A 25,445-nucleotide genomic window follows, 5' to 3' on the forward strand; every position below is an offset into this window, starting at 1 on the left:
AGATTGAGAGAAAAAGAAAGTATAAGAGAACTAAAGGGATACGAACCAAATCATGTAAATTGTAAGGTAAAGCTTGATGCAAATGAAGGAAATAAAAAGTTGTTCAAGTATCTTGTTAAAGAGCTTGGAGATAGCGATATAGATTTAAATTTATATCCTGAAGACTCTTATAGCGATTTAAAAGAGTCTATAATAAATTACATAGATATTTCTGGAGTAAGTAAGAAAAACCTTTTAGTAGGAAATGGTTCAAGTGAAATAATTGATTTGATAATACATACTTTTGTAGATAAAGATGAAACAATATTAAGTTTTTCTCCAAGTTTTAGCATGTACTCTATATACAGTCAGATAAATGGTTCAAAGTTTATAGGTGTTGAGAGTGATGAAAATTTAGTTATAAATATAGATGATGTAATTGAAACAGTAAAAGAAAACAATCCAAAGATAGTAATTGTTTGTAATCCTAATAATCCAACAGGGGCAATACTTAAAAGAGAAGACATAATAAAACTTTTAAACTCAACTAACAGTTTAGTAGTTTTAGATGAAGCATATATGGATTTTGGGGAAGAAAGCATGTTAGAGAATGTTTTTGAGTATGAAAACTTAATCGTTCTTAGAACTCTATCAAAGGCATTTGGATTAGCTGGGATAAGAACTGGATATATGCTATCTAATAGTAGTTTGATAAACTCTGTTGAGAAGGTAAGACCTCCATATAACTTAAATTCATTGTCCGATTTCATTGCTACAAGAGCATTGAAAAATAAAGAAGTAGTTAAGTCTTATATAGATGAAGTAAAAAAAGAAAGAGAAAAATTGTATAAAGAAATAATTGATATGGGTATCAAAGCGTATGAGTCACAAGCAAACTTTATATTATTTTACTCTGAGATAGAAAATTTATCACAAAAGCTGATTGATAGAGGAGTACTAATAAGAAAGTTTAGTGGAAAACTAGAAAATTATTATAGAGTTACAATTGGTGATAAAGAAGAAAATATTATGTTTGCAAATGCTATAAAAGATATTTTTCAAAAGGAGAATTAGGTATGAGAGTTTGGAAGATAGAAAGAAATACACTTGAAACACAGATTTTAGTAGAACTAAACATTGATGGTACTGGAAAAGTTGAGGTAGATACTGGAATTGGATTTTTAGACCATATGCTTACTTTAATGGCGTTTCATGGTAAGTTTGATTTAAAGATTATTTGTAAAGGAGATATATATGTAGATGACCATCATAGTGTGGAGGACATAGGTATAGCTGTAGGAGAGGCATTTAAAAATGCTTTAGGGGATAAAAAAGGAATAAGAAGATATTCTACTATCTACATACCTATGGATGAATCTTTATCCATGGTGTCTATTGATATAAGCAACAGACCATATCTTGTATTTAATGCAAAGTTTGATACTCAAACGATTGGTAGTATGAGTACTCAATGTTTTAAAGAATTTTTTAGAGCTTTTGTAAATGAATCTAGAGTAACTTTACATATTAATCTTTTGTATGGAGAAAATGACCATCACAAAATAGAAAGTATTTTTAAAGCATTTGCAAGAGCATTGAAAGAAGGTAGCGAAGTAATTTCAAATGAAATAGCATCTTCAAAGGGGGTCTTATAAAATGAATATAATAGTAGATTATGGTCTAGGAAATATAGATTCTGTATCTAGAGGTTTTAAGAAGGCTGGAATAGAAACTAAAATTTCTAACAATTTAAATGAAATAAAGAAGGCAAATTCACTAATACTTCCAGGTGTTGGAGCTTTTAGAGATTCTATAAATGCTTTAAATAAGCTAGATTTGGTGCCAATAATAAAAGAACATGTGTCAAAGGGAAAGTTTTTAATAGGCATATGTTTAGGCATGCAATTACTTTATGAAAAAAGCTATGAATATGGAGAATATGAAGGGTTAGGTCTTATAGAAGGTAGCATTGATAAACTGGATATAAGTTTAAAAGTTCCACATATGGGATGGAATAATCTAAAATTTAATAAGAAAAATGATGATATTCTTAAATATATTAAAGAAGATGACTATGTATACTTTGTTCATTCATATTATGCAAATTCATCAAATAAAGAACTTGTTGCGTTTTCAGAGTATGAGAAGAAGATTCCAGCAATAGTTAGAAAAGATAATGTATATGGTATACAATTTCATCCAGAAAAAAGTGGAGAAGTAGGTTTAAATATATTAAGAGCATATGGGGAGATGATAAAATGATAATATTTCCAGCAATAGATATAAAGGATAACAAGTGTGTAAGATTAACTCAAGGTGATTTTGACAAAGTAAATGTATATTATGATAATCCATTAGAAGTAGCATATAAATGGAAAAATGAAGGTGCAGAATATATACATATAGTAGATTTAAATGGAGCTAGAAGTGAATTTGGTGTAAATACAAAAACAATTGAAAATATAGCAAACAATATAAAAATACCTATTCAAGTAGGTGGAGGGGTTAGAGATAAGGAGAAAGTTCAAAGTTTAATAAAAGCAGGTGTTACTAGAGTGATACTTGGGAGTATCGCAATTGAAAATATGGAGTTAGTTGATGAGTTGGTTAATGAATATCAAGAAAAAATTGTTGTTTCAATTGATGCTAAAAATGGAAAGGTAGCGGTTAGAGGTTGGGAAGTTGTAAGCAATGTAGATTCTCTGACTTTATGTAAACAACTTGAAAAAATAGGAGTAAAGACGATTGTTTATACAGATATATCAAAAGATGGTATGCTTCAAGGTCCAAACTTTGATATATATGAAAAAATATCAAAAGAGACATCTTTAAATGTTATTGCTTCTGGGGGAGTGACTTCTATTAAAGATATTAAAAAACTTAAAGATATGAACTTATATGGAGCAATAATAGGTAAAGCACTTTATGATAAGAAGATAGACTTTAAGGAGGCTCAACAACTATGCTTACTAGAAGAATAATACCATGTTTAGATGTACGAAATGGAAGAGTTGTAAAAGGGAAAAAATTTACAGATATAGTGGATGTGGATAGTCCAGAAGTCCTTGGAAAATTTTATAGTGACTGTGGCGCAGATGAACTTGTATTTTATGATATAACTGCATCAAATGAAGACAGAAAGACATCTTTGGAATTTGTATCTAAAGTTGCAGAAAATATAAATATTCCATTTTGTGTAGGTGGAGGAGTAAATAAATTAGAAGACTTTACTAATATTTTAAGAAAAGGTGCAGATAAAGTTTCTATAAATTCATCAGCAGTAAAAAATCCTGAATTAATAAGAGAAGCCTCACTAAAGTTTGGTGCACAATGTGTAGTTTTATCAATAGATGCAAAAAAAAATGAAGCGGGTTCATGGAGTGTATATGTAAAAGGCGGTAGAGAGAAAACAGATTTAGATGCAATTGAATGGGCAGTCAAAGGTGTTGAACTTGGAGCTGGAGAGATTGTTGTAAATAGTATGGATGAAGATGGAATGAAAAATGGATATGATATAGAGTTACTGTCAAAAATAACATCTTTAGTAAATGTACCTGTTATAGCATCTGGAGGGGCTGGGAAAATGGAAGATTTCTATGAAGCAGTCAAAGAATCTAATGTAGATGGAATCTTAGCAGCATCTGTTTTTCATTTTGGAGAGATAAAAATAAAGGATTTGAAAAAGTATTTAAAAGAAATGGGTGTAGAAGTAAGATTATAAATTAAATATCTATAAGGAGATTGGAAAAATGAATGATAAATGTAATAATGTATGCAGTGAAAAATTTGAAGAATTTATAAAAAATGTAAAATTTGATGATAAAGGATTAGTTCCTGCTATTGTTCAGGATGTAATAAGTAAAGATGTATTGATGTTAGCATATATGAATGAGGAGTCTATAAAGAAAACTTTAAAAGACAAAATAGCTTGTTACTTTAGCAGAAGTAGACAAGAATTATGGGTTAAAGGTGAGACATCTGGAAATATTCAAAAAGTGGTCAAGATTTCTTATGATTGTGATGTAGATACAATATTACTTTTAGTTGAACAAACAGGTGTAGCTTGCCATACAGGTAATTACTCTTGTTTCTATAGAGATTTATTTGATGATACTGATAAAATTGACTTTGAAGTACAAAAAAATACATTAAAAGAATTATATGATTTAATAAATGAAAGAAAAAACAATCCCATTGAGGGGTCTTATACTAACTATCTATTTGACAAAGGTTTGGATAAAATTCTTAAAAAAGTTGGAGAAGAAAGTAGTGAAGTAATTATAGCCTCAAAAAATGAAGATAAAAGTGAACTTATTTATGAAATTAGTGATTTAGTATATCATACATTGGTTTTAATGATAGAAAAGGGTGTTGAAATTGATGAAATAAAAAAAGAATTAGTTAAAAGAAGAAAATAGAATAAAAATAGATTGATAGAAAATAAGAAAGTATACCGTTTTTTAAAAAAAATGGTATACTTTCTTATTTTCTGTTTTATATTGTAGAGGAAAATCACAGGTTTCTTACTTAAGTTTATTATGTATACAATTTATCAATAAAACGATTATAATACATTATTTATTTTAGAAAAACTATGATTATATAATTAATATTTAAGAAAAATAATTTTAAATTAATTTTCATATTGAATAATATGGTCTGAAAAAGGATATGTTTTAAGATGAAATAGATATAAATTTTAACAAAAAGTAAACGTTTTCAAAACTAATATTTTATTTTTTACTAAAAAATAAAATATTAGTTTTGATTTATGGTTTAATTTGGGTTATAATAAATTGTTAAATTATTTATTACTATAAAACAAGCTATAAAATAAATAAAAGTGATACTATTTAGTCAAAAACATTAATAATAAAATACAAATTACAAAAATATAATAAAATGTTTTTGAAAACAGTGAAAATTTATTGCAAAAGGTTTAAATTAACTTTTACTTGTGGATAGAATCTATTCTAATAGATAAATAGATATTGAAATGTAAAACAATTTAACTGTTATGAAGAATGTATCATCATATTGGGATTTTTAATTTTTATAATTTTTTTAAAAAATTTTAATTTTACTTAAAAATTAAAATTTACAAAAGTTTAGCATATGTTATTTTATCTTAATAAATAATAAAAACTATTTTTCTATAATATTGGCATAGTAGATGCTTATATAACTATGAAATTAAAATTAAATAGGATGAAGTAGGAGGAAAAAAATGGGAAATAGTGAGCTAAAAAAGACTCTTGGTGTATCTGCAGCATTATCAACTGTTGTAGGTTCAGTAATAGGAGCAGGTGTATTTTTTAAACCGCAAGCAGTTTATACATTAACTGGAGGAGCTCCAGGACTCGGTATATTGGCATGGTTAATAGCAGGAATCATAACTATAACAGCTGGTCTTACAGCTGCAGAGGTATCAGTTGCAATACCAAAAACTGGTGGAATGATGGTATATATAAAAGAGATTTATGGAGATAAATTGGGATTTTTAACTGGATGGATGCAAATTGTATTATTTTATCCTGGGATGATGGCAGCATTAGGTGTCATATTTGGAGAGCAAGCATCAGCTTTAATTGGTAATTCATCATTATTACTTCCAATAGCAATTGGAATTATAGTGATAGTTGCAGGGCTGAATATGTTGGGTTCAAAAACTGGGGGAGCTATACAAACAATTTCTACAATATGTAAATTAATACCACTTATATTAATAATGATTGTTGGATTTATTAAAGGCGGTGGAGATAATCCAATACTTAGTCCTATGGTTGGTGAAGGATTAAGTCTAGGAAGTGTAATAGGTCAAGTTTTAATTGCTATATTATTTGCATTTGATGGATGGATGAATGTTGGTACTTTGGCTGGAGAAATGAAAAATCCAGGAAAAGACCTTCCAAAAGCTATAATAGGTGGATTATCAGTGGTTATGGCTGTTTACTTTGTAATAAACTTAGCATATCTTTGGGTATTACCAGCTAGTGAGCTAGCAAATTACGCTTCACCAGCATCAGCAGTTGCTGAGGTTATATTTGGTTCAATAGGTGGAAAAATAATATCTGTAGGTATATTAATTTCAGTATTTGGAGCATTAAATGGATTCTTATTAACTGGTTCAAGAGTGGCCTATACTTTAGCAACAGATAAAACTTTGCCTAAATATAAAGTATTTTCTAAATTAAATTCTGCTCAAGTTCCAGCAAATTCTATAGTATTAGTATCTGTTCTTGCAGCTATCTATGCTTTATCAGGTCAATTTAATTTATTAACTGATTTAGCAGTATTTGCTACTTGGATATTCTATGTATTGACATTTATAGGGGTAATGAAGCTTAGAAAAACTCACCCAGATATACCAAGAGAATACAAAGTACCACTATATCCAATTGTTCCAATAATAGCTATAGTGAGTGGTATATTTGTCGTAGTTAATCAATTATGCTTCGCGGGTATGAAAACTACTATGATATCTGTTGGAGGTCTTATAATAACAGCTATAGGCTTGCCAGTGTATGCTTATATGACTAAGAAAACAAAAAATGAGTCTAACTAGTTTATAAATACTTTATGATTATATAAAAAATAAAATCTCAATCTATAACGTAGATAGATTGGGATTTTATTTTTTTATTTTTAGCTTTTATAATTACACCTCTAAAAAATCACCTGTCTTAAAATACTCTATTTTGTCTCCAAGTAATTTTTTCATGTAATCAAATGCAACTAATCCTGTACAATGGAATGTATATATTTTCTGAAAACCAATTGTGTTAAGTTCCTTTATGACATCATCTATGTATTCTGTAGAACAGTTAAGTCCACCTTGTTTTGATAAATTATCCATATGAAATCCTCCAATAATAAACTTAATTGATTTATCTGGAAAGTATTTTTTAACAGTATGAGCGATATTTACAATTCCACTATGACTACAACTACTTATTATTGATACATAGTCTCCATCCACATATACTAAGAATAATTCGTGTTTAAAATCATCTTCAATAAACATATTGTCCTTAAATTTTAACAGATTTTTATCTCTACAAAAGAAATCTTTATTATTGTTTTTATCAGAGAAGATATAAAGATTTTCACTAAGTTTGTAAAAATCATCTATCCAAATAAAGTTTTTATTAAAATCTTCAAATAAGCCCTTTCTATTTCCTATATAGTAGTTTTCTTGCTGATTTTCGTTATGGTAGAAATATTCATATAATTTAGCTTGAGATTTTATATAAACATTAATATCTTTATTAATTTCAAAAAATTTATCTATACCGCCAATATGGTCGGAATGATTATGAGATATTACAAGTGCATTTAAATTTAATAAATCAACATTTAAATTTTTAGCATTTTCTATAAAATTTCCACTTTTTCCTGTATCTAATATATAGCTTTTATCATTAATTTCTAAAAATAAAGATAAACCATGTTCAGATTTTAAGTTTTTGGAGCCAGAAATATTTTCAATTAAAGAAATTACCTTCATAAACAATACCTCCCAATAATATTTTTAGAATTTTTATACAACTAATACTTACATTGTAACAAATTATTATGTTGTAATGTAAAAAGTTTCCTATAAAGTATAACACTTTGTAGACAAGTTTATAAATTTTTATTTAATAACAAAAACAAATGTATATGAATATATAACATATTAAGGTCAAAACAAGAAATAATATTGTTTTCTTAATATATTTCTTATTTTAAATTTCTATTTTATAGAAAAAAAATTATAAATTTTAAAAATTAGAAACGACATTTTAACTAGTATTAATTGTAAAAAACACTATATAATACTCAATTTTCAACATTCTATACAATTATACAGAAATTATACAGCATAATAATCAGCAAAATAACAAATTTTAAAAATTAAGTAAAACTTTTTGTCGAAGTTCAACGTCTATATATATGTAGTGTAGATTCTGATTCTAAAATACTACAAAAATATAAATGTAAAAATATAGTAATATTGGAGGTCGAACGATGAGAAATAAAAAGAAAAAAATAAATAGAAAGAGATTGTATTTGCTTTTAAGTGCTATAGTAGTCTGTTTAGCATTTATAATAATTGGCATACGAGTTAGTTATATGAACATGAAAGAAGATGAAATTAGTAGAAATGCTAAACTATCAAGTTCTACTATTACAGATATAATATCTAATACATCAGCAGAAGTTAGTAAAGGGCCTAGTAAAAGTTCTGGAAAAGTAGCATACATAACTATAGATGATGGTCCATCTAAATTTACTGACCAAATGATAAAAACTTTAAATAAGTATAATGTTAAAGCAACTTTTTTTATGATAGATGGAAATATGAAGGAATATCCACAGCAAGTTAAAAATATAATTAAAAATGGGAACACAGCAGGTTTTCATAGTGTATCTCATGATATTCATAAACTTTATGTTACTAGTACATCAGCAAAAGATGAATTTGATACGAATGATCAGACTCTTTATAGTATAACTGGTAAACATTCAAAAGTAATAAGAATTCCTTATGGAAGTAAACCATATACTCCACAAGCTTCATATCAAGCCTTAGTTGATGCAGGGTATAAAATTTGGGATTGGGATTTAGATACTGAAGACTGGAAATCTAATTCTGCACAAATTGTACAGAATGTAAAAGCTCATATTAAGAATAGAAAAGGTGAAGATAAGGATCAACTTGTAGTTTTAATGCATGAGAAAAAACAAAGTGCAGAAGCTTTAGATTCAATTTTAAAATTTTTATCAGATGAAGGCTATGAATTTGCAGCAGTAGAGCAAAATCAGATACCAAAAAATTATTGGTTACGTAATTTGGAATAGTAAAAATAAAAAATGTTGATTAAGAGTTTTAAAAATTGAAAATAAAAAATGAGTGAGGTGTAAGTGTTTTGAATAAAAAACTTTGTGTAGGAATGGTCGGAGTACTATCTTTAATGATGGTTGGTTGTAATAAAAGTTTAGCTAAAGTGAATGATGTAGAAATCACAAAGGCGCAATATGAAAAAACAAAGGCAGTATTATCTGCTACTAACAGTTATATAAATGGTCAATCTTTAGATGAAATGGAAAAAAGTTTAGATAAAAAAGGTAGAAATAAATTAGAAAATGTTATAATATCGTTTATGGTGGATAATGAACTTTTATATCAAGAGGCTAAGGATAAAGGATTAACTCCAAGTAAAGGTGAGATAGACTCAAAATATCAAGAACTAGAAAATGAAATGAATTTGAATACAAGCTATAAAGAAAAAATGGACAAAGCAGGTGTAGATAAGGAATATTTAAAGCAAGAAATATCTAGAGATTTAGCCATAGACAAAAGTAAAAAAGCCTTTGAAAATAAAATAAATATAAGTGATGCTGAGATGGAATCTTATTATGTAAATCATAAAAAAGATTTTAACGTAGAAGAAGTAAGTGCTTCTCAAATATTGATATCAACTTTAGACAAAAATAAAAAAGAAGTAAGTAAGGATAAAAAAGAAGCTTTAAAAAAAGAGGCAGAGAGTATATTGACTAAAATCAAAAATGGAGAAAGTTTTGAAGCATTGGCTAAAAAATATTCAGATGACAAAGCGACTGGAAAAAATGGAGGTCAGCTAGGATATTTTTCAAAGAATGATAAAAATGCTGAATTTACAAAAAAAGTATTCAAATTAAAGAAAAATGAGGTTTCAGGTGTTTTTGAAACTAGTTATGGATATCATATAGTCAAAGTTACTGATAAAAGAGAAAGACAAAAAAGTCTTAATGAGTGTCAGAGTTTAGTAAGAGAATCTATTTTAAACGAAAAATATATTGAGCACATAAAAAAATTGAATGAAAGTGCAAAAGTAGAGAGATAGAATCTATAAAAACTCAATCCTAGCCTGTAGCCGGAGGGAGATTTTACAGGAATGTTTAAGAGTTTAAAGAGAAGGAAAGTTGAGAGATACATTATCGATAATAAAGACTCTTTTTATAGAATTGCATATAGTTATACAAAAAATGAAGAGGACGCATTAGATGTGGTTCAAGAAGCCATGTATAAGGCTCTATATTCAGTAGAAAACCTTAAAGAAGTAAATTATATAAAAACATGGTTTTATAAAATTCTAGTTAGAACGAGTATAGATTTTATTAGAAAAAACCGCAAATATAATAATATGACAGATATCACTCTTATAGATGAGACAGGAGAATGTGATAAGTATACTGATTTAGACTTAAAAAAAGCATTAGAAGAATTACCTATTGAATATAAATCTATTATAATATTGAGATTTTTTGAGGATTTAAAGATTGAAGAAGTAGCAATAATATTGGATGAAAATGTGAATACTGTTAAAACTAGGTTATACACTGCTTTAAAAAAATTAAAATTAAAAATTGAAGAGTAGGGATAAAAAGAATGACGAACAAAGAAAGGTTAGATAAGTTAAGAGATGAGTATCATAAAATTCCAATACCAAAGAAACTAGATACTATAATAAATCATAAAAAAATAAAAGATATATATTGCGAACAAAATAAAAAGATAAATAAATGGAGATTTAAAGTCATTATGGCTTCAGCCTGTATGTTTATAGTATTAGTAAATATTAGCCCTGTATTTGCAGATAACTTTTCTAAATTACCTATAATTGGAGGATTAGTAAAAGTAGTAACTATAAAAAATTATAGTTTAAAAAACGAAAACTATGAAGCTAAAATTGATATTCCTAAAATACAAGGTTTAAAAGATAAAAATTTAGAGAAGAGATTAAATAATAGTTTTATGGAAGATGGAAAGAGGCTTTATGATGAATTTCAAAATAGAATGGAAAAAATAGAATTATCAAAAAATAAGGAACATAAGTATTTAAGCTTAAGTTATAGTGTTAAAAATAATTCTAAAGATTTTCTATCAATAGAAATGACAAAAAATGAGATAGAAGCATCATCATATGTGAGCAAAATACATTATAATGTTGATAAAAAAAGACAAATAGTTTTAACTTTACCTATGCTTTTTAAGGATGATAAATATATAAAAGTTATTAGTAATAATATAAAAGAACAAATGCGAAATCAAATGAAAAATGACAGCATAAAATCATATTTTATAGATCAGGGAAAAGATTCTCCTGTTAAAGATTTTAAAACAATAAATAAATATCAAGATTTCTATTTTAATAAAAATGAAGACCTTGTAATTTGTTTTGACCAGTTTGAAGTAGCACCTGGTTATATGGGTTCAGTAGAATTTGTAATTCCATATAAAGTAATAAAAAATTTGTAAATAGAATAGTAATTTATATATAAATATATTAAGGAGGTTAATATGAATACATATAAAAAACTTAAAAAATCTATATTTAAAATTGCTGTGATTTCAGTGTGTCTACTTGTAGCATTAGTAAATGTAAATCCTATATTTGCAGGAAGTTCTTCTGATAGAGTTATAAAAAATAATCCGATAAAAGTGATAAATGCTAAAAATTATAGTTTGAAACAAGATAATTATGAAGTCAATATCAAAATTCCTAAGATAGAAGGTTTAAAAGATAAAGATTTAGAGAATAAATTAAACAATGAATTTATGGAAAATGGGAAAAAACTTTATAGTGAATTTCAAAATAAAATGAAAAAAGAAAACAATAAAGGTCATAGATACTTAAATGTAAGTTATAGTGTAAAAAATAATTCTAAGGACTTTTTATCTATAGAAGTTAAAAAAGAAGAGATAGAAGCTTCCTCATATGTAACTAAAACACATTATACTATTGATAAAAATAGAGAAATACTATTAAACTTACCAATATTTTTTAAAGATAGTAGATATATGGATGCTATAAGTGATAATATAAAAGGACAGATGAAAAATCAAATTAAGAAAGACAATACAAAATCATATTTTATAGACCAAGAAAAAGATTCCCCAGTAAAAAATTTTAAGTCTATAAATAAGTATCAAGATTTCTATTTTAATAAAGATGGAAACCTTGTAATTAGTTTTGATGAATATGAAGTAGCTCCTGGGTATATGGGGCCAGTTGAGTTTGTAATACCAGACAAAGTAATAAAAAACTTAAAGTAGACATATAGAAGATTTTTAAATAGACTAGTAAGGAGAAATATATGAATATATATGAACAAGCGATAAAGTTAATAGAAAATAATGAGGACTTTGCATTTGCTACAATAACTTCTCACTCAGGTTCAACACCACGTGAAACTGGAGCAATGATGATTGTAAAAAGTGATGGCTCTATATTTGGTTCTGTAGGTGGGGGAAGTGTAGAAGCAACATGCATAAAACATTCAATTAATGTTATAAAAAATAGAGAGTCAATGTTGTATAAATTTACTCTAAATAAAACTGATATAGCAAAGCTTGGAATGATATGTGGTGGTACTGGAGAAATACAGATAGATTTTATTGATAGTAATTTGAAGAGCAATTTAGAAAGATTTAATAAAAACTTAAAAGAAAATATAAGTAAAGCATATATATTTGGTGCAGGTCATATTTCAAAAGATGTAGCAGTAATATTATCACTTCTAGAGTTTAGAACAATAGTAATAGATGATAGAGAGGAATTTGCTAATTCTGAAAGATTTCCACACTCAGAAGTGGTAGTTTTAGATTCTTTTGAAAATATACCAGATTTTCCAATTGATGAGAATAGCTATATAATTATTTTAACGAGAGGTCATCTATATGATTCAAGTTCATTGGAATGGGCTCTTAAAACGAATCCTTGCTATATAGGTATGATTGGAAGTAGAACAAAAATTGGATTGACATACGAAAAACTTATGAAAAAGGGGTTCAGTAAGCAAGAACTAAATAAAGTACATGCTCCAATAGGAATAAAATTAGATGCTCAAACACCAGCAGAAATAGCTGTGTGTATAGCAGCTGAACTTATAAATTGTAGAGCAAATAAGGAAAAAAGAAATTAATGAAAATGATGAGCAAAGATTATCAGATTTTAAATATTAATTTTAAAAATAAAGAAATAGAAGCAGTATTACTGTATAAAAATAGAAAAAATATTTGCATAAAAATAGACTCATTTGGCAAAGTAGTTGTAATAAGTCCACCTAAAGTTTCTAAAAAAATAATAGAAGAAATAATAATTAAAAAAGGAGACTGGATACTTAAAAAATCTGGTGAGTATAAAGACAGAGAGGAAGCATACAAGCAAAGAACATTTATGACAGGTGACAAATTTCTTTATCTTGGTGAAGAATATTGCTTAGTTGTAAATAAAACTTTGGATGATTGTGCGAAAAAAAGTAAGTGTAAAATAAATCTTGAAGAATATAAAATAATTGTTAAAACAAATGACCTAAGTAAAGATTTTATCAAAAAATCTTTACAGTGTTGGTACAAAAATGAAAGTCAAAGAATTGTTTCAGAAAGAATCGATTTTCTTAAGTCGAATTGTGATATAATGAAGCAACTAACACCAGTTAATGTAAAAGTAAAAGAACAAAAAAGTAGATGGGGGAGTTGTACATCTCAAAAAAATATTTATATAAATTCAAAAATATCTATGGCGAGATTAGATGTAATTGACTATATAATAGTACATGAGTTTAGTCATTTATTACATATGAATCACTCAAAAAAATTTTATGATTTGGTAAAAAATATTATGCCAGAGTATAAAGATAAAGAAAATTGGCTTAAAAAAAATGGATATAAGATAATAATATGAAAACGATTATTTCAAATGTTCATTTAAAATATAAAAAAGTGATTATTGTGAAGAAAAAAAATAATCTGAAAATTTTAAAAAAGTCGTTGACATTCCAAAAGATAGATAATATAATCTATATTAACAGCAAAACAAAGTTAAAAAAATTAGATAGATAAAAGCAATGACAGAGACAACAATACTAATAGAGTTATCTACAGAGAACCAATGTTGCTGAGAATTGGTGTTAACAGTAGTATAATGATCACTCTGGAGCTTTTGTACTGAATATATTTTAGTAAGTACAAACGTCTGCCAACGTTATATGGCTAAGGTTAAGGTAATCAATTACCCGACCTGAAAAAGAGTGGTAGATATATTTTTTATATCTACAAATAAGGTGGTACCGCGGAATTTAACTTTCGTCCTTATAAGTAATATTTATATTGCTTATAAAGATGAAAGTTTTTTTATTTTGAGCGATATAAAAGATTAATCCATATAAAATTAATGAAAATAATAATAAAAAATAAGGAGGAGTTTTTTATGGAAAATACTGTATATGCTAAATTAAACCAAGGAATAGATTCTTTTTTAAGAGTGGCGATGACACTTAGAAGAAGAGAAGTTGATATACAATCAATAAGTATGACTGTAGATAATATGAATAATTCAGGTATAAAATTGATAGTAAATGAAGAAAAGACATCTCTAGATAGTGTCTTAAATCACATGAAGAAACTACATGATATAAGAGAAATAACTGTTGAACAAGTAAGACACTAATTAAATATGACTTATAAAAATTAAAAACTAGTATGAAGAAACTAATGTTTAAATAAAAACTAAAGAAAAATATTAGATGAGAAAAATTTTAGATTAAAAATACGATTATTATTGAAATTATAAACCTATTACAAATTTTAAAAACTGAAAATTATAAATATTAAGATTATTAAAACTATAAATATTGAGATTCTGAAGATTAAAATTCTATAAATTAGAAAATAAAGTTTGTTAAGTAGCATAGAATCAATGATAATGAGTATAAATTTCTAATAAAAATAAATATCACAAAATAATTGAGAGAAAATATTGGGAGGAAGTAAAGATGGCAAAGATGTATTATGAAAATGATGTAAATTTAGAGGTTTTAAAAAATAAAAAGGTTGCAGTTTTAGGATATGGAAGTCAAGGTCATGCACATGCACAAAACCTTAGAGATAATGGTGTGGATGTAGTGATAGGACTTTATGATGGAAGTAAGTCAGCGCAAAAAGCAAAGGAAGATGGATTTGAAGTAAAGAGTGTAGCAGAGGCTACGAGAGAAAGTGATTTAACAATGTTGTTAATGCCTGATGAAAAGCAAAAGAAAGTTTATGAAGAAAGCGTTAGAGATAATTTAAAAGAAGGTCAAACATTAGCATTTGCACATGGATTCAATATACACTATAATCAAGTACAACCACCAGAATTTGTTGATGTTGTAATGGTAGCTCCTAAAGGACCTGGTCACTTAGTTAGAAATGTATTTACTAAAGGAAGTGGAGTTCCAGCATTGTTTGCAGTATATCAAGATTACACTAAAAAAGCCACAGAGACAGTTTTGGCATATGCAAAAGGAATAGGAGCTACAAGAGCAGGTGTTTTAGAAACTACTTTTAAAGAAGAAACAGAAACTGACTTATTTGGAGAGCAATCAGTACTTTGTGGTGGTATAAGTGAACTTATAAAATTAGGATATAAGACACTTGTAGATGCAGGGTATCAAAAGGAAGTAGCATATTTTGAATGTCTACATGAAATGAAACTAATAGTTGACCTTATATATGAAGGTGGATTTGAAAGAATGAGATACAGCATAAGCGATACAGCAGAATATGGAGATTATGTATCTGGTAAAAGAGTAATAACTGATGCAGCAAAACAAGGTATGCAGGATGTATTAGAAGATATACAAAATGGAAAATTTGCTAAGGCATGGATTAAAGAAAATGAAGAAGGGCGTGAAAACTTCCTAAAAACTAGAGAAGCAGAATATGCTACAGAAATAGCTGAAGTTGGTAGAAATTTAAGAAGTATGATGTCATTCTTGAAATAAATATATTAAATGGATTAGTTTGAGGGAAAGAGTGGTGCATAGTAGTGCGTATGAACGGAGCAAAGGTAATTTTAGAATGTTTAAAGAAAGAGGGAGTTGACACAATATTTGGATATCCTGGTGGAGCAGTAATACCTCTTTATGATGCTCTATATGATTATACAGATTATTTTAAACATATAAGGACTTCACATGAACAAGGTTTGGTTCATGCAGCAGATGGATATGCAAGAAGCACTAATACAGTGGGGGTTTGTTTTACAACATCTGGACCAGGAGCAACGAATGCTATAACTGGTATAGCAACAGCCTTTATGGATTCTTCTCCTATGGTTGTAATTTCAGGTCAAGTTCCAACTAGTTTATTGGGGAAAGATTCTTTTCAAGAAATTGATATAACTGGAGCAACCTTATCTATGACAAAGCACAATTATCTAGTTAGAAATACTAAAGAGTTAGTACCTACAATAAAAGAAGCTTTTAAAGTTGCAAACTCAGGTAGAAAAGGACCTGTACTTGTGGATGTTCCAAAGGATTTGTTTTTAGCAGAAATGGATTTTAATGATGAGGACTATGGTTTATGTCAAATAGATGAGTATATGGATTATAAGGATGATTTTGACTTAGATGATGAAAACAACTTTAAACTTTTAAAAGATGCAGTGGAGATGATAAAAGAGTCTAAAAAACCTATAATATATGCTGGTGGAGGTGTTAAATCATCCAATAGTGAAGAAGTTCTTGTAAAATTTGCAACTAAGATAGATACACCTATATTAAATACACTTATGGGACTTGGAAATATAGATAGAAAAAATGAATTATCTCTTGGAATGGTTGGAATGCATGGAAGTAGAGAAAGTAACTTAGCACTTTCTAATTCAGATTTAGTGATAGCGATAGGTGCAAGATTTAGTGATAGAGTAATAAGTAAAAGTTCTGAATTTGCTAAAAATGCAAAAGTAATACACATAGATATAGACCCATCTGAAATAAGTAAAAATATAAAGTCCAATATATCTTTAGTTGGAGATGTAAAGATGGTTCTTAGTCTACTACTAGAAAGAGTTGAAGGTAAGGACAATAGCAATTGGAAAGAGGAAATAAAGACCTTTAGAAAAGGTGAGGGTGTAGAGGAAAAAGAGTTTCATCCACAGAATATACTTAGAAAAATAAACGAAAAATACGAGCAATTGGCAAATCCAACTGTAGTTGTTACTGATGTTGGCCAGCACCAAATGTGGTCTGCAAAGTATTGGGATTTTAAAGGAAATAAAAGTTTTATAACATCAGCAGGTCTAGGAACTATGGGATTTGGTCTAGGAGCAGCTATTGGAACTAAAGTTGGTAATTTAGATAAAAATGTAGTTTTAGTTACTGGTGATGGAAGCTTTAGAATGAATTGTAATGAGTTAGCTACAGTTGCAAATTATAATGTACCTATGCTTATTTTATTGCTTAATAATAGAACTCTAGGAATGGTAAGACAATGGCAGAAATTATTTTCTAATCAAAGATACTCTCAAACTGATATTAATGAAAATGTAGACTATGTTAAGCTTGTAAATGCTTATAATATAGATGGATATAAAGCATGTGATATGGAAGGATTAGAAAGAATTTTGGATACAATAGATTTTAATAAACCTGTGTTTTTACAATGTGATATAGATAAAGACTATGATGTTTATCCTATTGTAGCTCCTAATGATGCATTAGAAAATTTGATATGTAACTAAAAATTGATACTGAATATTGATAAAGTTTTTTATTAAACTTTTATTGATATTCAGTTTTTTATTTTACAATAATCTCAAGTATAGATTAATATTTTTTAGTTTTATAATAATTTAATTCATGTATGATAAAGTATTGATTAAATATTAATGATGGAATTTAGAATAATAATGTAACTTAAGTAAATAATAATTCTGAATAATAATTTACGGAGGTATTTATATGTTTAAGCATGATAAAGCTTTATTAAAAGAAGTAAAAGTAGAAAGACCAAACCCTCAATATGCCGTTTTGATGCAAGAACAGTTAGGTGGTGGAAATGGAGAATTAAAAGCAGCAATGCAATATTTAGCTCAAAGCTTTAGAATAAAAGACCCTCAAATAAAAGATTTATTTCTTGATATAGCAGCAGAAGAACTTAGTCATATGGAAATGGTAGGTCAAACTATAAATTTATTAAATGGGCATGATGTTGATTACAAAGCAGTTGATACAGGGGAAATCGAAACTCATGTTTTAACTGGATTATCACCAGTATTAATAAATTCATCAGGAGCTCCATGGACTGCTGATTATGTTACAGTTACAGGTGATTTAGTAGCTGATTTACTTTCAAATATAGCTTCTGAACAAAGAGCAAAGGTAGTTTATGAGCATCTATATAGACAAATTGATGATAAATATGTAAAAGAAACAATTGATTTTTTACTTAATAGAGAAGAAGCACATAATGCTTTATTTAGAGATGCTTTAAACAAGGTTAAAGATACAGGTTCAAACAAGGATTTTGGAGTTACAGAAGATTCTAAGCTATACTTCGATTTATCAACTCCAGGACCAAATCATGATACTAAGATAGATATCAATCCTCCTTCTTTTGAAAAACCTTTAAAGAAATAGCTTGATATTTCTTGTATTGTTTTGTTTTGGTAGGTATTTTAAAAATTATTTGCCTAGAGGAATTAAGTAGATAAAAACTTAAATATATACAGTTAAAAATGGGTATATGCTTATTATAAGTGTATATCTATTTTTTTATTGCAAAACATATAACAAAATAATAAATGAGGTGGTATTATGGCAACGAATAAAAAACCTAATAATTTAATAAGTGAGAAATCTCCATATCTTCTGCAACATGCATATAATCCCATAAATTGGCATAGTTGGAACGACGAAACTTTTAAAAAGGCAAAGGAAGAAGATAAACCGATATTTTTAAGTATTGGATATTCAACTTGCCACTGGTGTCATGTTATGGAAAATGAATCTTTTGAAGATGAAGAAGTTGCTGAAATAATGAACAAAAACTTTATAGCAATAAAAGTAGACAAGGAAGAAAGACCAGATATAGATAGTGTGTATATGACAGTTTGTCAAGCAATGACAGGTAGTGGTGGATGGCCAATGACTATAATAATGACTCCTGATAAAAAACCTTTTTTTGCAGGAACTTATTTTCCAAAATACTCAAGATATAATAGACCAGGTGTTATAGATTTATTGGAAAATGTATCTGACAAATGGAATACAAATAAGGATATGCTTATAAAATCTGGAAATGAAATAGTAGAGGCTCTTAAAGATGATTTTGGAGTGAAAAATACAGATGGTGATTTATCAAAAGATATGTTGAGTTCATCAGTTAGAATATTTAAAACTATTTATGATGATAAATATGGTGGTTTTGGTAATGCACCTAAGTTTCCAAGTCCTCAAAATCTTATGTTTTTGATGAAATACTATAGTATAGAAAAAGATGAAGATGTATTAAAAATGGTGGAAAAAACTTTAGATGGAATGTACAGAGGAGGTCTATTTGACCATATTGGATTTGGTTTTTCAAGATATTCCACTGATAAAAAATGGTTAGCACCTCATTTTGAAAAGATGCTATATGACAATGCTATGCTTACAGTTGCATATTTAGATGCATACAAGATAACCAAGAAAGAGTTATATAAAGAAATTGCTATAAAAACTATAGATTATGTAATTAGAGAGATGCAAGATAAAGAAGGTGGATTTTATTCAGCACAAGATGCAGATAGTGAGGGCGAGGAAGGTAAATTTTATACATTTAATCCACTTGAAATAATTGATATATTAGGTGAAGAAGATGGAAAATTCTTTAATGATTATTTTGATATAACTAGTAGTGGAAATTTTGAGGGGAAAAGTATTCCTAATCTCATAGAAAATAAAGAATATGATAAGTATAATGAAAGAATAGCTAATTTGAGTAAAAAGGTATTTGAATATAGGAGAGAAAGAACTTCTTTGCATAAAGATGATAAAATTCTGACATCATGGAATGCATTGATGGTAGTAGCTTTAGCAAAGGCTTATAAAACTCTAAAAATGGATAGATATTTAGAGTATTCAAATAAGTGTATTGATTTTATAAATAGTAATCTTGTGAATAAAGCAGGTAGATTATTAGCTAGATATAGAGATGGTAGTGCTGATTATTTAGCATATTTGGATGATTATGCATTTTTAATATGGGCATATATAGAACTTTATGAATCAACATTTGATATAAAGTATTTAGAAGAGGCATTAAAATTAAATGAAAGTTGTATTGAGCTTTTTTGGGACTATGAAAAAAGTGGATTTTACCTATATGGTAAAGATAGTGAAAATTTAATAGCAAGACCAAAAGACTTGTATGATGGAGCTATTCCATCAGGTAATTCTGTACAATTATATAATCTTATAAGACTTGCAAAAACTACTGGTGACAATAAACTTGAAGAATTGTCATACAAGCAATTAAAGCTTTATTCAGATAGTGTAAAAAATTCACCAACAGGATATAGTTTTTATATGCTTTCATTAATGTATGAACTTTATCCTACAAAAGAAATCATATGTATTTTAAAGGAAAACTCTGATTTAATTGGTTTTAAGACTTTAGTAAGTGAAAATTTTTTACCAAATTCAACTTTTTTAGTAAAAAAATACAATGAAGAAAATACTAAGATAGATTTTTTAAATAATTATAGATTAAAAAACGACAAAACTACTTATTATGTATGTCAAAATAATAGTTGTAGTCAACCATTTAATGATTTACAAAAGCTAAATGATATAATTTTTATGAGAGACTAATTATAATGTTGAAAGAACTCAGTATTGATATTTGATACTGAGTTCTTTTTGCAATAGTTATTCACCTAGTTACATTTTACTGTTCTCCTTTCTTTTTAGGGATATTTACGTAGTTCTTATTATTAGGCAAAATAAATCATGGTATTCGCACTCCATTTCTTGATTTTATTTGGTTCTCCATATATAATATATGCTGATATATTATAACGAAAGAACCATTTGAATATGGAATATATGTCTTGCCCCTAAGTGACGATAAAATGGGGCATTTCTGAAAGATGGTGCAAAATATACTGGAATTTTCAAAAATTGATTATATGTGGCTAATACTAAAAGACTCTAAAAAGTCGTATAGTAGAACAAAGAGGAGAAAGGAGCTATAATATGAATAATGTTGTGATTATAGACGATGACAAAGAGCTTTGTGCTCTTATGAAAAAATGTGTAGAGCAAGAAAATTTATCTGCTATTATTGCACATGGAGGTGTGGAGGGATTACGCCTGACTGATGAAAACAAAAATAGCTGCTCTCTTGTGATTTTGGATGTAATGATGCCAGACATAGATGGGTTTCAAGTTCTGAAAAAAATTAGGGAAACAAGTAATGTCCCAGTACTTATGCTTACCGCTAAAAGTGACGAGAATGATAAAGTTTCTGGGTTGCGTCTAGGTGCTGACGATTATCTAACAAAGCCATTCTGCATAAATGAGCTTATGGCTCGTATCAATTCTCTTATTCGCCGTTATACTATGTTAAACCCTACTTTTGTAACAGATACAGATTGCATAATAATAAAAGGCATGGTTATTGACAGAACAAATCGCGTTGTTTCCGTTGACAATATTCCTGTTCAGCTTACAAGCAAAGAATTTGATTTACTTTCTTTTCTGGCTTCTAATAAAGGACGAGTGTTTACCAAAAAACAGATTTATATGCAAGTGTGGGGAGAAGAATATGCTTTTGACGATAGTAATATTATGTCTTTTATCAGTAAATTACGGAAAAAGATTGAAGCAGACCCTGGACATCCATTTTATATTTTGACAGTCCGAGGTGTTGGCTATCGTTTTAATAAGGAGGCATAATCTAAATATGAATGTTTATCTGCTTTTTGCATTTGCTCTTGCTTTAATTATTATAGTGTATCTCGTTTCTATTTTGTGGCGTGTCCGAACACAGCTTGCACTTATAAAATATGCTTTAGAAGATATAAAAAACGGGAACCTTAACCGACGTGTTTTAACAAGGAAGAGTGATATAACAAGACAAATTTGCTATGATATTAACGAAATTGCAATCAACAGTCAATCACAGCTTATCCAGCAGAAACAATCGGAACAAGCATACAAACAGCTAATGACAAGTCTTTCCCATGATGTAAAAACTCCACTTGCTTCTTTGGTTGGTTATTTGGAGGCAATCGAAACTGATATTGTTGTAGGAGAAGAAAAGGACGAATATATACATGTTGCGTATAATAAAGCCCAACACTTAAAACATTTTGTAGAAAATCTATTTGAATGGGTGAAATTGGATTCTAGGGAACAGATTTTTCATTTTGAACTTTTCGATTTGAATGAATTATCTCGTAATATTATAGCTGATTGGGTTCCTATTTTAGAAAAATGCCATTTTGAATATGAAATTGATATACCTGAAACTGAGTATGCTATGCACATAGATGTAAACGCATATACCCGCATTCTTAATAATCTATTACAAAATATCATTAGGCATAGTGATGGAGATAAAGTAACACTACGTATTTTTGAAAATGAACAGCAAGTCAAAATTGTAGTAGAAGATAACGGGAAAGGAATATCTTCTGATAATCTCCCACATATCTTTGAAAGAATGTATCAATGTGACCATTCTAGGTCATCAAAAGGTAATGGCTTAGGATTGGCGATTGTAAAAGAACTTATCAATGTTCACAAAGGAACGATTACCGCCAACAGCACCATTAATATGGGGACTATATTTACAATATTGCTTCCGAAAGCTCTGTAAAATGCAGGGCTTTCTTTCTGCTAAAACAAGATAAAAGCAAGGTTTTAGCAAGGTTTTGGCAAGGTTTATGTTGTATACTTCTAATTGTGATTGTTTCTGATATTCTATCAGTTATCACATGACAAAAGTAGTTTTATGGAAAGTGAGGAAATTTTATATGAATGATTTTGTGATTGAAACAAAACATCTGACAAAAGTTTATGGAGAACAGGAAGTGGTTAGCAAAGTCAATCTCCATATTAAAAAAGGTCAAATTTATGGTTTGTTAGGACGCAATGGAGCTGGTAAAACCACGATTATGAAAATGATTTTAGGACTGACGCCTATCACTTCTGGCGAAGTAACTGTATTCGGAAAAAATATCAAAGGTAGAGAAAAACAAATATATCCCCGTATTGGCGCAATTATTGAAACACCAGGATTTTATCCAAATTTAACTGGAACAGAAAATCTTGAAATTTTTGCGAAGCTGCGCGGCACAGCCAGCCCACACGCAGTTGAAAACGCATTGAAAATAGTAGGATTGCATTATAAAGACAAAAAGCTGTTTGGTAAGTATTCACTTGGAATGAAACAGCGTCTGGGAATTGCAAATGCTATTTTACATGACCCAGAAGTGCTGATTTTGGATGAACCTACAAACGGTCTTGACCCTATTGGCATTGCTGAAATGAGAGATTTTATTAAACATTTAAGTGTTGAGTGCGGAAAAACGATTCTTATTTCAAGTCATATTCTTTCGGAAATTTCATTATTGGCTGATGATATTGGAATCATCAACAATGGTGTCCTCTTGGAAGAAAGCAGCATGAGCCAACTAGAAAAGAAAAATCGTAAATATATACTGCTGCAAGTGTCAGATACTCCAAAAGCTTTACTGATTTTAGAGCGTCAATTCAACTTAAAAGATTATTCTGTTCAAGACAGCCATAGCTTACGTATTTACGACACTAATCTGAATATGGGTGAAATAAATAAAGCCCTTGTTATGCAGAATGTTACTGTAACTAGTTCGGGGATTTGTAATGATACTTTAGAGGACTATTTCAAAAAAATTACAGGAGGAGAAGGCATTGCTTAAATTTATTCAAACAGAATTTCTTAAACTGCGCCGCAAGAAACTTATTTGGTTAATGTTGTTAGCTACTCTCATTATGCCATTTTTCGCACTATTATATTTCAAGCATTTGGGAGAAACTGATGTTGACCCAATACAATTTTATAAATGGTCTGCGTTCAGTTATACTATTTTTATTATTTTGCCTGTCGTTTTGGGAATGCTTTGTACGATACTTATGCGCGAAGAAAATCAGTATGATATACTCAAACAACTTTTGATTGTGCCTATAAGCAAAATGGGATACTTTTTCAGTAAATTTTTTGTGGTTTTGATTTACTCTATTTGTTTCATGCTGATTACAGCCATTGCTTCTATTATATTCAGTATACTTCCTGGATATGTCGTATTTGAATGGGGAAGCGTTTTATATTTACTGAAAAAATGTTTGGAATTTGGTGTTATTATTGCTTTTGTAATGCTACCAATTTTAGCAATCGCTGTGTCGCAAAAAGGATACATTCTCCCAACTTGTATAACATTGGTGTATGCCTTTTCTGGTTTTATCTTAATGACAGTAAATATGTATTTACACCCGTTATCCAGTATGGCAGTTATCGTTATGCGAAATAAAGATATTCCAGGTCTTGTATATACACAGGCAATTAACATTCCACTTGCATTTCTTTGTATTTGCATTTGGGATATTGTTTCAATAGTACTTGTAAATATAGCATTAAGAAAAAGAAAGTGAGGTATGAATCATGCAAAAATTACTTTGGGCTGAAAGCCAAAAGCTTCGCCGTTCAAAGGTTGTTTGGATTGCAGTTTTTGCAATAGTTATGGTAGCTACTATGATTTTTGCAGGAGGACAAGGTGTGCATGATGGACCAGATTTACATTATGGATTAAAAACTGTATATGAGGGCTCTCGGTATATAGACAATGCAGGGTGGTATATGGACGAAGTTCAACCCTGGGCAACTTTTTTTGTTCTTCCAGCAGTCATTGCCCTTTTAGGGAGTTATATGATTTGTCGTGAAGAAGATGATGATACCATAAAATCTCTGCGCCTAATTCCTGTAAATGAAGCAAAATTAACCATTGCAAAAATGATTGTTACTTTTGCATTTAGCATACTCCTTTATTTGTTGCTCTTTGCCATAACATTTTTGACTGAAGTTATTTTACATCTTTCCGATTTATCAGTAGAACTGATTTTAAGTTCTTTGAAAGAATATTTTTTAGGTGGTGTAGGTGTATTCCTTGCAATTTCACCCATTATCGCGCTGGTCTCACGTATGAAAAAAGGGTATTGGCTTGCGTTAGTATTTACTGAAATTTATTCTGTTACTGGACTATTTGCGAGTATGTCAAATACTCTAAAAACCTTTTATCCTATTTCAGCTATATTTAACTTTTCTGGTTACCACATAACCACTGTAGGAAAAATAATGGGGAGTACTATAATATTGTTGCTGTGCATCTGTCTTTCTGCCTTTATACTGAAAGGGCTAAAACATAGTGAAGAAAATTGAAATAGGTAATATCAAAATGAAGAAGATGAAAAAGCTGATTATGCTTATTGTATTTCTATTGCTCTTTGATATGCTACACTGTTATATCGAATGGAAATTCAACAATGACTCATCTAAAGGGATAATAGAACTAATAGATGAGTGGACTGACCAGATTGGTCTGCATCATGTGATGGGTGTATTTTTTTATTCGAAAATGCAACTGGAATCATTTCTG

At 28.6% G+C, this 25,445-nt stretch carries 25 protein-coding genes and 1 other annotated feature; of the genes, 24 read left to right on the forward strand and 1 reads right to left on the reverse strand.

The window, feature by feature from the left end:
• Positions 1 to 3: 3 nt before the first annotated feature.
• From hisC to IC173_RS02540, 7 genes are all read left to right on the forward strand, one after another.
• Entirely contained in the window at positions 4 to 1,053 is a 1,050-nt protein-coding gene (gene hisC / locus IC173_RS02510; protein WP_227432939.1) for a histidinol-phosphate transaminase, read from the forward strand.
• A 2-nt stretch (positions 1,054 to 1,055) separates the two neighbouring features.
• Positions 1,056 to 1,634: an imidazoleglycerol-phosphate dehydratase HisB gene (gene hisB / locus IC173_RS02515; RefSeq protein WP_227432940.1), complete on the forward strand. Its 579-nt coding sequence runs from the start codon at positions 1,056 to 1,058 to the stop codon at positions 1,632 to 1,634.
• A gap of 1 nt (position 1,635) precedes the next feature.
• The gene (hisH, locus tag IC173_RS02520; RefSeq protein ID WP_227432941.1) at positions 1,636 to 2,241 is read left to right on the forward strand and encodes an imidazole glycerol phosphate synthase subunit HisH; all 606 of its coding nucleotides are present in this window, start codon (positions 1,636 to 1,638) and stop codon (positions 2,239 to 2,241) included.
• Complete coding sequence (gene hisA / locus IC173_RS02525; protein WP_227432942.1) at positions 2,238 to 2,960, forward strand: 1-(5-phosphoribosyl)-5-[(5-phosphoribosylamino)methylideneamino]imidazole-4-carboxamide isomerase; 723 nt, start codon at positions 2,238 to 2,240, stop codon at positions 2,958 to 2,960. The genes hisH and hisA overlap by 4 nt, the downstream gene beginning before the upstream one ends.
• Positions 2,942 to 3,700 (forward strand): imidazole glycerol phosphate synthase subunit HisF, encoded by a 759-nt coding sequence (hisF, locus tag IC173_RS02530; RefSeq protein ID WP_227432943.1) that lies wholly within the window; start codon positions 2,942 to 2,944, stop codon positions 3,698 to 3,700. The genes hisA and hisF overlap by 19 nt, the downstream gene beginning before the upstream one ends.
• Positions 3,701 to 3,728: 28 nt before the next feature.
• Positions 3,729 to 4,397, forward strand: coding sequence for a bifunctional phosphoribosyl-AMP cyclohydrolase/phosphoribosyl-ATP diphosphatase HisIE (gene hisIE, locus IC173_RS02535; RefSeq protein ID WP_227823750.1), 669 nt, complete (start codon positions 3,729 to 3,731; stop codon positions 4,395 to 4,397).
• A gap of 809 nt (positions 4,398 to 5,206) precedes the next feature.
• Positions 5,207 to 6,544 carry an APC family permease gene (locus IC173_RS02540; protein WP_227432948.1) on the forward strand — a complete coding sequence of 446 codons (1,338 nt, stop codon included), beginning with the start codon at positions 5,207 to 5,209 and terminating at the stop codon, positions 6,542 to 6,544.
• 93 nt (positions 6,545 to 6,637) lie between these two features.
• Here IC173_RS02540 and IC173_RS02545 read toward each other — a convergent pair whose 3' ends face one another.
• Positions 6,638 to 7,486: an MBL fold metallo-hydrolase gene (locus IC173_RS02545; protein WP_227855111.1), complete on the reverse strand. Its 849-nt coding sequence runs from the start codon at positions 7,484 to 7,486 to the stop codon at positions 6,638 to 6,640.
• 503 nt (positions 7,487 to 7,989) lie between these two features.
• Here IC173_RS02545 and IC173_RS02550 point away from each other — a divergent pair.
• The 17 genes from IC173_RS02550 to IC173_RS02630 all read left to right on the forward strand — a co-directional run bounded on the left by IC173_RS02550 (position 7,990) and on the right by IC173_RS02630 (position 25,228).
• Positions 7,990 to 8,823 (forward strand): polysaccharide deacetylase family protein, encoded by an 834-nt coding sequence (locus tag IC173_RS02550; RefSeq protein ID WP_227432951.1) that lies wholly within the window; start codon positions 7,990 to 7,992, stop codon positions 8,821 to 8,823.
• Between the two features lie 68 nt (positions 8,824 to 8,891).
• Positions 8,892 to 9,848, forward strand: a complete 957-nt coding sequence (locus IC173_RS02555; RefSeq protein WP_227432952.1) for a peptidylprolyl isomerase — start codon at positions 8,892 to 8,894, stop codon at positions 9,846 to 9,848.
• Between the two features lie 51 nt (positions 9,849 to 9,899).
• Positions 9,900 to 10,382: a sigma-70 family RNA polymerase sigma factor gene (locus tag IC173_RS02560; RefSeq protein WP_227432953.1), complete on the forward strand. Its 483-nt coding sequence runs from the start codon at positions 9,900 to 9,902 to the stop codon at positions 10,380 to 10,382.
• An 11-nt stretch (positions 10,383 to 10,393) separates the two neighbouring features.
• Positions 10,394 to 11,263: an anti-sigma-V factor rsiV gene (locus IC173_RS02565; RefSeq protein ID WP_227855112.1), complete on the forward strand. Its 870-nt coding sequence runs from the start codon at positions 10,394 to 10,396 to the stop codon at positions 11,261 to 11,263.
• A gap of 42 nt (positions 11,264 to 11,305) precedes the next feature.
• The gene (locus IC173_RS02570; RefSeq protein WP_227482359.1) at positions 11,306 to 12,061 is read left to right on the forward strand and encodes a DUF3298 and DUF4163 domain-containing protein; all 756 of its coding nucleotides are present in this window, start codon (positions 11,306 to 11,308) and stop codon (positions 12,059 to 12,061) included.
• Between the two features lie 41 nt (positions 12,062 to 12,102).
• Positions 12,103 to 12,930, forward strand: coding sequence for an XdhC family protein (locus IC173_RS02575; RefSeq protein WP_227432959.1), 828 nt, complete (start codon positions 12,103 to 12,105; stop codon positions 12,928 to 12,930).
• A gap of 8 nt (positions 12,931 to 12,938) precedes the next feature.
• Positions 12,939 to 13,691 (forward strand): SprT family zinc-dependent metalloprotease, encoded by a 753-nt coding sequence (locus IC173_RS02580; protein ID WP_227855113.1) that lies wholly within the window; start codon positions 12,939 to 12,941, stop codon positions 13,689 to 13,691.
• 154 nt (positions 13,692 to 13,845) lie between these two features.
• Positions 13,846 to 14,103, forward strand: a binding site (T-box leader).
• Between the two features lie 113 nt (positions 14,104 to 14,216).
• Positions 14,217 to 14,456, forward strand: a complete 240-nt coding sequence (locus tag IC173_RS02585; protein WP_227432962.1) for an ACT domain-containing protein — start codon at positions 14,217 to 14,219, stop codon at positions 14,454 to 14,456.
• 295 nt (positions 14,457 to 14,751) lie between these two features.
• Entirely contained in the window at positions 14,752 to 15,771 is a 1,020-nt protein-coding gene (ilvC, locus tag IC173_RS02590; protein ID WP_255606542.1) for a ketol-acid reductoisomerase, read from the forward strand.
• A 50-nt stretch (positions 15,772 to 15,821) separates the two neighbouring features.
• Positions 15,822 to 17,510, forward strand: a complete 1,689-nt coding sequence (gene ilvB, locus IC173_RS02595) for a biosynthetic-type acetolactate synthase large subunit (protein ID WP_227855114.1) — start codon at positions 15,822 to 15,824, stop codon at positions 17,508 to 17,510.
• Between the two features lie 220 nt (positions 17,511 to 17,730).
• Positions 17,731 to 18,408, forward strand: coding sequence for a manganese catalase family protein (locus IC173_RS02600; RefSeq protein WP_227432965.1), 678 nt, complete (start codon positions 17,731 to 17,733; stop codon positions 18,406 to 18,408).
• A gap of 177 nt (positions 18,409 to 18,585) precedes the next feature.
• Positions 18,586 to 20,622 carry a thioredoxin domain-containing protein gene (locus IC173_RS02605; RefSeq protein WP_227831119.1) on the forward strand — a complete coding sequence of 679 codons (2,037 nt, stop codon included), beginning with the start codon at positions 18,586 to 18,588 and terminating at the stop codon, positions 20,620 to 20,622.
• A gap of 384 nt (positions 20,623 to 21,006) precedes the next feature.
• Positions 21,007 to 21,708: a response regulator transcription factor gene (locus IC173_RS02610; protein WP_227432970.1), complete on the forward strand. Its 702-nt coding sequence runs from the start codon at positions 21,007 to 21,009 to the stop codon at positions 21,706 to 21,708.
• A 7-nt stretch (positions 21,709 to 21,715) separates the two neighbouring features.
• The gene (locus tag IC173_RS02615; protein ID WP_227432972.1) at positions 21,716 to 22,633 is read left to right on the forward strand and encodes a sensor histidine kinase; all 918 of its coding nucleotides are present in this window, start codon (positions 21,716 to 21,718) and stop codon (positions 22,631 to 22,633) included.
• A 157-nt stretch (positions 22,634 to 22,790) separates the two neighbouring features.
• Entirely contained in the window at positions 22,791 to 23,714 is a 924-nt protein-coding gene (locus IC173_RS02620) for an ABC transporter ATP-binding protein (protein ID WP_227432974.1), read from the forward strand.
• Positions 23,707 to 24,444, forward strand: coding sequence for an ABC transporter permease (locus tag IC173_RS02625; protein ID WP_227432975.1), 738 nt, complete (start codon positions 23,707 to 23,709; stop codon positions 24,442 to 24,444). Before IC173_RS02620 ends, IC173_RS02625 begins: the two co-directional genes overlap by 8 nt.
• A gap of 10 nt (positions 24,445 to 24,454) precedes the next feature.
• Positions 24,455 to 25,228 carry an ABC transporter permease gene (locus IC173_RS02630; protein WP_227482363.1) on the forward strand — a complete coding sequence of 258 codons (774 nt, stop codon included), beginning with the start codon at positions 24,455 to 24,457 and terminating at the stop codon, positions 25,226 to 25,228.
• Positions 25,229 to 25,445: the final 217 nt, after the last annotated feature.

The sequence above is a fragment of the Clostridioides sp. ES-S-0048-02 genome (genome assembly GCF_020658495.1).
In the GTDB taxonomy this organism is placed as follows: Bacteria; Bacillota; Clostridia; order Peptostreptococcales; family Peptostreptococcaceae; genus Clostridioides.